Raw genomic sequence first — 10,643 nt, 5'->3', positions numbered from 1 at the left:
CCCCAAGGTTTGCCCCGGTTCCCGCCCCTGTGGGAGCGAACTTTTCCGAGTGCAACACTATAACCGCGACAGTGGACAATTCGACGGCAGCTCGGAAGTGATCCGCATTCCCCAACAACCCTTAGTTTCTGGAGGACGTTTTATCTCGACCCCTCGACAGTTAGCAGCAGCGAGGGAAGGAAAGGAGGGCTGGTATATCTACGGGGCGCGGGGACAGGATAACCTCTTTACCGTTCAAGCGCTCAAACCCCGATCGGTGTTTCAACTGCAGCCGACGGAAACCCTGACCGGGCTGCGATCGGGCCAAGATTACATCACCCGTGGCACTTGGAACGATACCCCCGCCCGCAAAGGAACCGCCAGTCGGGTAACAGTCCTGCCGGAGGGTGAAAAAAAATCGTGGAAAGAGGGCGATAAAGGAATAGGAATTCATCTCTTCGGGGGAATCGGCGGTAAAAAAGGCGAATCAATACAATTGGCAACGGTAACGGGTCATTTTTCCTATTTTCTCTACGAAGTGATTCGGGATGTCCAGACGGGAGAGCTGCAGTGGCAGCTCGATTACGATCAGGTGTATGCTCACAATCCCCAGGGGATTTTATCAGGATATCAGAGTTGGGCGAACTATACGGGTAGTTTAGAGCGGGGATGGCTTAATTCCCGACCCATATCCGATGCGATCATGAAATTAGACCTATTGGAGGATTATAACTTTGGCGGGGTTTCTCTGTCCCCCCTGACAGAATTCCACAAGCAGCTAGAGATCATGATGGCTCGCTACCGGATCGGGGACGGAACCGGGGTTTCTAGTGTTACCCCTGCGACTTCCTGCGTCCAGGACTCAAATCAGGCCCTTTATATCACGATCGCTACCCTGCGCCACCAGTTTGAAACCGATCCGCAGATCGCCGCTTGGTTGACAACCCATGCCGATGATCCAGAAACTTTGCGTTTTCAACGTTTGGGACAATTGGGCGATCGTTTGGAACAAGTATTAGCTCCCAGGGGGGTGATCCGGGCTGATTGGCGGCAAAACGCCGAAATTCTCGCAGGTATCACCGATAGTCGCGGAAAAGGCTTGATTCGGGAAAATAAACTGGCTAACGCTCTACTAAGCTGGCGATCGATGTTACCGCGAGGCAGCAATGACGTGATCGGTGAGATTTTCTTGCGGTCAGGAGCTACTCTCTGGTTCCTCCGTACTAATCAGGTCGGGGGAGCGATGCCGGAGATTTTACCCCTCGCACCGACCAAGTTATTCGGGGAAATGCCGATAATCGCGCCGATGCTCCGTGGCAGCCTGGGAGCGCTCGTGCTGCCCCTTACCGGTCGGGATTGGGAGGTGACGGCGATTGGATTGGGATTATACGGTGCGATCGCCCTGACTATCGGTTTCTGGTCAGGTTTTTTACGTTGGCACTCCCCCGAACGGAGACCGTTAGAGATACTGAAAATGCTCGTCTTTTGTTTTTTCTCCCCGGCATTGTGGGAGGAATTCGTCTTTCGGGTGCTGTTAATTCCCCATCCCGAAACGGCGACTTCCACAGCTAACCTGGTCCTCTCTGCTCTGGTCAGCATCACTCTTTTTACCGTCTATCATCCCCTCAATGCAATTATTTTTTACAAAGCGGGCAATCCGACTTTTTTTCAGCCTATTTTCTTGATTTTAGCGGCTTTATTGGGATTAACTTGCACCGTTGTCTATTGGCTGACCGGTTCTCTCTGGACGATCTCGGTGGTGCATTGGTTGGTGGTGGTGGTTTGGTTGCTGTTTTTGAACGGTGTATCCCGACTGACACGGCGATCGAAGCGTGGCAGTTTTTAATCTTGTCTCGATCGGACAATACTTGATGAGCCTTTTTCTATTAACTCTTGAGGTCGATGGGTTTCATTTTTGAATTGGCGCAATACTGCATTTACCCAACAGACCAACAAAAGAGGCTTTTGTCTCAATTGTTCGGGTGTGTGCGTTTTGTCTGGAACAATACCTTAGCTTACTGCTAAGAACTCTATCAACAGGGAGAGAAAATGGAGAAATGGGCGGATCGAGAATTACATTATGTAGAGCGGAGTGGAAAAATCGGAGGGAAGATGGGAACAATGGATAGGTTAATGACCGGGGAGTACCGACGACTATCTCAGAAAACGGCAATTTGGGTGGCAACTTTGTGGGGATGCCTCTGTCCGGGATTAGCGATCGCCGGAGTTCCCAATGGAACTTGGCTTTCTCAACCTCAAATTCGCTTTCATTCCTCCACTAACACCCTCGGCCAGGTCATGAAAGACATCCAAAGCCAAAACTATAAGGTGGTCTTCCTTGATTTTCGAGGGGTGTCCGATGAGGTACAGAGGCGGGTGAGTCGGGAGGCGCGAGAGTACAAGTTAATGCCAGTGGTCTGGGTTCAGTCGCCCCAGTATCGTTCCCTGACCGTCGCCGAACTGATCCATGAGGCTCGCCATGGGGATGGGATTCAGGTCGATGACCATTTTTTTGCCCATTATTCGGAGGAGGAGTTCCAGTCTCTAGATTTTCAGTACCAGAAACCGATTTTTTGCAGCATTCAGCCATTTCAGGCGGATTTAGTCAAGCGCGGTCGGTGCAATCAGCTTGACGTTCAATGTTATGCCACCCAAAATTTTCAGAACTGTATCGGTCTGGCCCAAAGACTCGGTGCAGTGGTGAGTTTGTCGGAGCAAGATACTTTTAGATATAGAGAGCAACTGGGAGCGCGACCTTTCAACGTTTTTTTATGGCCTTATCGAAAATTTGGGTTGAAAACCCCGTCTTTTTAGGACGGCTTTAAGCTACGCTGGAAAAAGCGATAACCAAGCTAAAAACTGAACCTTGACAACAGATAGTAGGGGGTTTCGTTCAGAAAAGAATTCAAATTCGGCCTTGAACGAGTAAAACTTTTAAATAGGGTCTGCTGAAAAAGTTTTTCCTGGGGGTAGGAGTCAGTAGCCGGTCGTCAGTAGCCGGTCGTTTCAGGCTTTGTTGCCCTTGTTTTTTGTACCAAGTAATGTACTACAAGAAGGATAATGCAAGGTTTTTGAAAGTCCCAATCCTATTTTCGCAGCATGAACATCGGACTTTAACAGGTCAAAAGCCTTATTTTAAAAGGGTTTTACCATTATTCAGCAAGCCCTAAATAACCACTTGATAGATAGGTTTATGGGGATAGCGTCGATAGAGTCTGGTGGCATAATCTAGCATTCTATAGGGGATATCTTCTTTAGGGTCGGTTTGGAACTCGATATGTAAGATTAATTCTTCCGACTCCAAAAAGATTAAAGTATCGGCTCTAATTGGCTCTAGGGATAATTCCGAGGGTTTAATTTCTGTTAATTCTAAGGGTTTACCCAGTAACCAAGTGGCTAAGTCTCTCGAATATTCAAGGGCGATAAATTTACAGGTAGAATCATACATTTTCAATTCAATTATAGGTTAAGTCTGACCTGTATTTTAACAAAATTATCACCCTATCCCTAAAAATAACCAAAGGAGGTTTTAAAACCTTCCTAAAGGCCAAGATGTGCTTCAAACTATCCTAAATGGAGATTTTATGCTTGGCGCTTACGAAAAGCAGTACCTAACCCCCAAAGATGATCGCTTCAAAAATCTCGTAGCGTTCTTTGCCAATGCGAATAAAATAAATATCGCCCTCTTTCGAGGCACTAAACGCCCCAGAGTCCGCCTGACTAGCATCGTAGCCGATCGCTTTCCCTTTTTCAAAGAAAATGATACGCTTGCGGCCGTCGGCTTTGGTGACAGTGACATCTGCACTACCGTTACCTCGACGAGTGACACCAAAGGGACAAGATCCCGCCGGTTTTCCGTCGCCCATAGAACAGGTGACACTACCCGTAGCATGGTAATTTGTCCCGGGTACTTTGGCATCGCTTTGGTTGTAATAATTGGAAATAAAGATTTTTAAGCGATAATTAGCTATCTCATTATTACGCACTGAATTGCGGATCAAACCCACTTGGATCGTATAATCGCCGTCCGCTGGTAGGATTCCTTCATAAGCGTTACCGGCGTTAGACCCGATAACCATCGCCGCATCCTTGCCGGGGACTTTACCCGGTGCAAAAAGGTTGAAAGAAGCACCCCCATTATCGCTATTGAAGGCAAGGGAGATATTCTGCCCAGCATTAGCGCGAATTAGGTACTGAACGACCTGTCCTCCCTTAATTTTGCCTTGAATGGTTGTTCCAGATGTTCCTGCTTTGAATTGTACCCGTTCTTTACGAACTTCGCTTAAGGCTGGAGAAGGTAGGATAACGGGGGTGGTGATTAAGGCAGCGAGCAAGAAAGCGGAAAAGAGTTTACGCATTTTCTGGGAGATAAAACAATAAATCGAGAAAAGATGGGGTTTTTCTGCCCCTCTCCGAATCAGTAGGGAGGAAATCGAGATTACCGACAATCTAACGGACTGGTGTGGACAAGAAACTGATAGCGTCCACCTTCTACCCGCACCCTCAGAGAGTATGAGTCAAGTCCGGGGATTTTGTCAAGTCTTTTTTAGAAAAAAACTTTATTCGGGGAAGGGTATATCTAAACTCATTTGTTGTCCTTGGGTTTCCCTTTGTTTTTCGGCAGCTTTCAGGACTTCAAAGGTGAGGATAACATCGAGACGTTTTTTCTGTTCAAGGATTTCTTGTACTGTCACAATCTCTATTTTATCCACACTTTGACTCATGTAACGACCGCGATAAATTCCCGCAGATTTGGCTGTTTGGATCATATCTTTGCTAGGGGGTTTCAAGGTGATAAATATACCCAGAGCTGCCCCTTGTATTGTCATAGTTCCCTGTAGATCTCTGATGTCTCCCGATTTGACATTACCGGATTTTACTTGAAAAATAATTTTCTCGCGGTTGTCTTTATCTCCCTGAAAATAGGCAATAGCATCGATTCCTTTATCTGCCCCTTTTTTGTCATTAATCACTGCCCGGTTATTACTATAGGTTAAAACCGCCCATTTCTCAAATTCTTTACGGGTACGATCATCGGGTTTAGTGGCTAATGCTTTGGCTGATTCTATATCTTTGGGAATACCATTCAGTTCAATTTTATCTAAAACATTTTTACCAAAGGAGTCCTCTAGTCGCTTTAACATTAAGCTAATACTCTGATAGTTTATATCAATTCCAATCCAGTTTCTTTCTAATCTCTCTGCTACAGCGATAGTCGTTCCACACCCACAATAGGCATCTAAAATTATGTCTCCTTTATTGCTACTTGCTTTGATTATTCTTTCTAGCAATGCCTCCGGTTTTTGCGTGGGATAACCCAGACGTTCTTTTGTAGTTGGAGCAAAGATAATATCTGTCCATATATCTTGAATTACAGGGCTTTTAGTTTCTGATAAATATTGCTTAAGACCATCTTTTCGAGGCCGGCCATCCTTCTGTAACAAAATATAACCCTGACTATATAGTTCTTCTAGTTTTTCTATAGAAAACCTCCATTGTCTATTATTACCTGGATGGACTCCACGCCATTCTATAGTTCGTGATTCTGAAAAATGAGGAGCCGTTAAGTTTTCCGCTCTGTATAAACCTTTAGAGTCTGAGTATTTATATCTTGCTAATTGTTCTTGGGAATGATAGGCATCTATATGATTAAATGTCTTAGCCTGTGTTTTGCTGTAAAAAAATAGACGATCCTGAATTCTTCCATATCTTTGAGGATCATTGTGTGCCGTAGTTCTTTTCCAAACAATTTCATTGAAAAAATCACCCCCCTGAGAGCAAAAAATAGCGTCTAAAACTATTTTTAAATAATGACTAGCAGTAGGATCGCAGTGGAGATAAAAGCTACCAGTAGATTTTAAAACTCGATGGATTTCTACAATCCTCAGAGTCATACTCACCAGATAAGCGAGAAGACTACCTTTACCTAAAACTTTAGTTAAACCGTCAATTAAATCGATAGTCTGACTGGTAAATTTACCCTGATAGTTACTTTGAATTTCTTCTAACGCTTCGTTAGCGTGATTATCCCATGTCCAGGTATCCACAAACGCTTGTGCTTGTGCTTGATCTTCCTTGCCTAAGTTGTTATAAATTTGGTTGTAATTGCGTTTAGAATTAAAGGGTGGATCGATATAACAAAGATCGATCGATTCATCTTTGATATATTTCCGCAGCACTTCTAGGTTATCACCGTAGTATAGTTTATTGACCATAAAGATTAAGGGAATTGACTGCATCCTCAATTGTATTATTATTCCCCCTTAAAGAGGAAAAATACAATTCACCCCTATAGCAAAAAATGGGTTATTTAGGACGCTTTCAATTTTCAAACTCTTATCGGTCAAGGGTTTCAGCGATTGATTGTCCTAACCACCCCGATCTTTGCTATACAATAATATTATTGTAGGGGCGCATCGTGGTCAGTGAGTTTATCGAACTGCCTGCGCTCAAAATTTAATTTTTTTAAGTCTATCTAATTGGGTTCGATCCCCCCTTAATCCCCCCTTGATAAGGGGGGTTACTTGACAGTTTTTAACACCTAACTACTTAGCAATCCGCAACTAATCAAGGATTACTCAGGATACTGACCCGGACTTTTTCGCCATTCTGCAAAGGTTTACTACTATTAACGACGAAACGCTCCCCTGGTTCAAGTCCAGTGATAATTTCTACTTGACCGTCGAGCGCTTGACCGAGACGAACAGGCCGTTTTTGCACTTGCGAGTTAGACTCGGAAAGGACGAAAATGGCCGGGGATTCTCCTTGACCGATAATTGCTGTTTCGGGGACAATCACCTGAGGGGCAGAATTATTATTAAACCGCACCCGGGCCAATAATCCCCCTTTAATTAAACCATCCCCATTGGGTAGAGTAATCTCCACGGGAATCCGCCGGGCCGTGCCTTGGCTGAGGGGGAAAATCCTGGTGATGCGACCGGAAAAATTTCTCTCTCCAAAAGCATCAAGGCTGACATTAACCGTTTGTCCTAAATTAATCGTTTTTAAATCCAATTCCGATAATAATACTACTACCTTGACCTGTTTAAAATCACCAATTTTGAGGACTTCATCGCCGATACTGACTAAATCCCCCGGCTCTTTTAGTTTTTCGATAACTATCCCCGTCGCCGATGATTTAAGAATAGCGTAGGCCTGACGTTGTTGTTCCTGAGCGATGACCGATTTTTGGGCGGCAATTCTGCCGATAATTGCCGCCACTACCTGCTCCTCGACTTTAATTCTCGATCTTGCGCTATTAACGGCTTTTAAAGCCACTGCCGCCGCAGTTTGGGCTGTTTCGCCCTGTTGTAGGGGAATCGCTCCTTCTAGGGCTAATTTTTGCAGGCGCTCGGCATCATTTTTGGCCTGTTGATATTGTAATTGTAGGCGCTGCACTTCAATTTCAGCGTTACTGACTTCAATTCTCGCCCGGGCTAATTCCGCTTCTAGGGCCGACAGGGCGGCTTTTTCTTGCCGGACAACGGTGGCAAGGAGACGATCATCAATATGGGCGAGGATTTGTCCTAATTGCACCTCATCTCCCACATCGACGAGGAGATTGAGTAACTGACCGGTGGCTTGCGATCGCAGAGAAACCACTTTTAAAGGTCGGGTAGTTCCCGTGTAATCGAGATTGCCGCCGCTGGTTGCTAGTTTAGCCGTGGTGACGTTGACGGTGGTAGTACGGGCTGCTGGTGGCGGTGGTTGGGTTTGGGTCCGGGGAGAACAACTGGCACTGAAGGTTAAGATAACCAGAGCGGAAAGGATAATCGGAGTCGATCCCATGGCGATAGTCCTAGTAGAAAGCCGCTTTTGAGTCGATGGTGGCTTATTCTTCGTCCCAAGCTTCTACCGCTACCACTTCACTGAGAGGGTCTTGCATGGAGAAACCGAAATCGAGTAACTCTTGCTTCCAGTATGTCCACTCATCTCCGTATAAAAGAGCCAGTTTCCAGATACTATCGCTAGGTTTGACTACTTTTGCATCTATCCATTTGCTAGCCTTGCGTTGAAACTTCACCATCGGGTGAGCTACAGCTTGTTTGGTCATAAATTCGATTGCTATGAATACTTCAGATTTTGCGCTTCCCGACTAAACTAACTCAAGACTAAGACTTTTGCCATTACAAGGGATCGAGAAGCGCATTTATTAACTCACTTGTACACCATATCTCTGGTTTTAGGCAAGTCTTTTTAACCAAAAGTACGGTAATTACTACTATAGGTTAGTATAACCGGAGGCCACAATCATGGAACCGATGCCTCGATCGGTGAAAATTTCCAGTAAAAGGGCGTGGGCAAGACGACCATCGATAATATGAGCAGCTTGAACTCCCTGAGCCAGCGATCGCACGCAGCAGCCAACTTTGGGAATCATCCCGCCAGCAACGATGCCTTTTTGAATCAACTCCCGGGCCTGTTGGATATCTAATTTAGCCAATAAAGTGGAAGGATCCTTATAATTCTCTAAAATTCCGGCTGTATCGGTCATCAAAATCAGTTTAGCTGCCCCTAAAGCCGCTGCTATTTCTCCGGCTACCGTATCGGCATTGATATTATGAGCTTGGCCGGTTTCATCGGCGGCCACACTGGAAATCACGGGAATATAGCCACTATTGACCAAGGATTCGACGACGCTAGTATCGACACTGCTCACTTCTCCCACAAAACCAATGCCCTCTTTACCCACGGGACGAGCAGTGATCAGATTACCATCCTTACCGCATAATCCTACCGCTTTACCGCCGGCTTGATTGATCAGGGCAACAATTTCTTTATTGACGCGCCCTACCAGCACCATTTCTACCACATCCATGGTGGCGGCATCGGTGACGCGTAAACCGTCTTTAAATTGGGGTTCAATACCTAATTTATCGAGCCAACTATTGATTTCTGGACCGCCACCGTGGACAATCACGGGACGAACCCCCACACAGGAGAGAAAAACGATATCTCGCATCACCGTGTCTTTGATATCGCTGTTATTCATGGCCGCACCACCGTATTTAACCACTACAGTACGACCGCGAAATTCTTGTATATAGGGTAGGGCTTCGCTGAGGATTTTCACCCGTTGGGCATCGTTTTCGTGGGTATTATTGTTCATGGGTTTTTTTACCTGTCTGACTCAGTGATCAGTTTAGCGGTTTCGGGTTTGACAAAAACTGTTCACCTTGAACGGATTGCTAGAAAGTCTTAGAATTGCCGAATTTTTCGACGCAACGGACAAAAATCTCGACTCCCATGGTTAACACCGATTCATCAAAATCAAAACGGGGATGATGGTGGGGATAGGCTAATCCTAATTCGGGATTGGCGGATCCCAAGAAGAAATAACAGCCCGGTACTTCCTGTAAAAAGAAGGACATATCTTCCCCTCCCATAGTTTGACATTCGGGAACGATTCCGGCCGGGGTTTCCACCACTTGTGCGGCGATGGAACGCACTAATTCCGCCATCCGATCATGATTGATTACCGGGGGATACAATTGCCAGTAATCGAATTGATAACTAGCCCCCTGACTTTGACAGATGCCCGCGATAATTTCTTCCATCCGCTGTCGGAAATAGCCTCCTAACTGGGGATTGAAATAGCGCACCGTCCCACTGAGATTAGCACTATCGGCGATCACGTTTCTAGCGGTTCCCGCTGCTAATTTACCCACAGTCACCACGGCGGCATCGAGGGGGTTAAGGTTGCGGGCGACGATAGTTTGCAAGGCGTTGACGATTTGGGCCGCCACCAGTAGTGAATCGACGGTTTGATGGGGAATTGCCCCATGGCCGCCCCGGCCTTGAATCTGGAGATCGAAACATTCCACCGCCGCCATTAGGGCCCCATTTTTTACGCCTACTGTCCCTAAAGGCAGATTATTCCAGAGGTGTAGCCCGATAATTCCCTGCACGTCGGGATTTTTCAGCACTCCCGCTTCAATCATCGGTTTCGCACCCCCCGGCCCCTCTTCGGCGGGTTGGAAAATAATTTTTACGATCCCCTTGACATCTTGACGGTTTTGTGCTAGGTAAACTGCTGTGCCGAGGGCGATCGCTGTGTGACCATCGTGACCACAGGCGTGCATCTGGCCTGGATGTTGGGAACGATAGGGGACTTGGTTTTCTTCGGCGATCGGTAGTGCATCCATATCGGCCCGCAGGGCCAAAACTGGCCCTGGTTGACTGCCTGCGATGGTGGCGACAATTCCGGTGCCGGCGATGCCGGTTTGATGGTCAATTCCATATTTAGTCAGGGTTTGACTGATTAAGGAGGCGGTGAGATGTTCTTGAAAACCTAGTTCTGGTTTTTGGTGTATTTGTCGGCGCCAGTGGACTAATTGCGGCTGCAGAGAACGAATAGCAAGGCGAATTTGAGGGCAATTTAAGCTATTGGGGACAGGAAAGGAGGAAATCATCGGGTTCGGACGGCTAGTTTTTTTGGTCAATGGTTTCTAGTTTAACTTCAGGAGTCAGGAGACAGGAGACAGGAGACAGGAGACAGGAGACAGGAGATAGGGTGATAGGGTTTTGGGGTGATAGGGTTTTGGGGTGATAGGGTTTTGGGGTGATAGGGCTTTGGGCTTCGGCCGTGAGCTCAGCCGAACGGGTGATAGGGTTTTGGGGTGTTAGGGTGATGAGACAGCTTCCCCACACCCCCACTTCATAAT

At 46.4% G+C, this 10,643-nt stretch carries 8 protein-coding genes and 3 pseudogenes; 3 read left to right on the top strand and 8 right to left on the bottom strand.

The window, feature by feature from the left end:
* The 3 genes and pseudogenes from IQ234_RS17555 to IQ234_RS17545 all read left to right on the top strand — a co-directional run.
* The coding region (locus tag IQ234_RS17555; RefSeq protein WP_193958016.1) for a type II CAAX prenyl endopeptidase Rce1 family protein at positions 1-1,825 on the top strand (1,825 nt) is incomplete at its 5' end.
* 56 nt (positions 1,826-1,881) lie between these two features.
* Positions 1,882-2,001: pseudogene (locus tag IQ234_RS17550) on the top strand (helix-turn-helix domain-containing protein); the annotation flags it as partial.
* Positions 2,002-2,028: 27 nt separating this feature from the next.
* A complete protein-coding gene (locus IQ234_RS17545; RefSeq protein WP_193958015.1) occupies positions 2,029-2,793 on the top strand; it encodes a hypothetical protein in 765 nt (254 codons plus the stop codon).
* 355 nt (positions 2,794-3,148) lie between these two features.
* Here IQ234_RS17545 and IQ234_RS17540 read toward each other — a convergent pair.
* From IQ234_RS17540 to IQ234_RS21350, 8 genes and pseudogenes are all read right to left on the bottom strand, one after another.
* Positions 3,149-3,427: pseudogene (locus tag IQ234_RS17540) on the bottom strand (hypothetical protein); the annotation flags it as partial.
* Between the two features lie 163 nt (positions 3,428-3,590).
* Positions 3,591-4,337: a hypothetical protein gene (locus IQ234_RS17535; RefSeq protein ID WP_193958014.1), complete on the bottom strand. Its 747-nt coding sequence runs from the start codon at positions 4,335-4,337 to the stop codon at positions 3,591-3,593.
* 201 nt (positions 4,338-4,538) lie between these two features.
* Complete coding sequence (locus IQ234_RS17530; RefSeq protein ID WP_193958013.1) at positions 4,539-6,194, bottom strand: DNA methyltransferase; 1,656 nt, start codon at positions 6,192-6,194, stop codon at positions 4,539-4,541.
* 352 nt (positions 6,195-6,546) lie between these two features.
* Positions 6,547-7,767 carry an efflux RND transporter periplasmic adaptor subunit gene (locus IQ234_RS17525; RefSeq protein ID WP_193958012.1) on the bottom strand — a complete coding sequence of 407 codons (1,221 nt, stop codon included), beginning with the start codon at positions 7,765-7,767 and terminating at the stop codon, positions 6,547-6,549.
* 43 nt (positions 7,768-7,810) lie between these two features.
* Positions 7,811-8,032: a DUF4327 family protein gene (locus tag IQ234_RS17520; protein ID WP_002789177.1), complete on the bottom strand. Its 222-nt coding sequence runs from the start codon at positions 8,030-8,032 to the stop codon at positions 7,811-7,813.
* 168 nt (positions 8,033-8,200) lie between these two features.
* Positions 8,201-9,088, bottom strand: coding sequence for an acetylglutamate kinase (argB, locus tag IQ234_RS17515; RefSeq protein ID WP_110578499.1), 888 nt, complete (start codon positions 9,086-9,088; stop codon positions 8,201-8,203).
* Positions 9,089-9,167: 79 nt separating this feature from the next.
* On the bottom strand, positions 9,168-10,391 hold the full coding sequence (locus tag IQ234_RS17510; protein ID WP_193958017.1) for a M20 family metallopeptidase: 1,224 nt from the start codon (positions 10,389-10,391) through the stop codon (positions 9,168-9,170).
* A gap of 13 nt (positions 10,392-10,404) precedes the next feature.
* Positions 10,405-10,643, bottom strand: a pseudogene (locus tag IQ234_RS21350) (hypothetical protein); the annotation flags it as partial.

It is taken from the genome of Microcystis aeruginosa LEGE 91341 (assembly GCF_015206885.1).
Lineage (GTDB): Bacteria > Cyanobacteriota > Cyanobacteriia > Cyanobacteriales > Microcystaceae > Microcystis > Microcystis aeruginosa_H.
The sequence above is the reverse complement of the archived record's forward strand: the minus strand, read 5'-3'. Positions and strand labels throughout refer to the sequence as shown.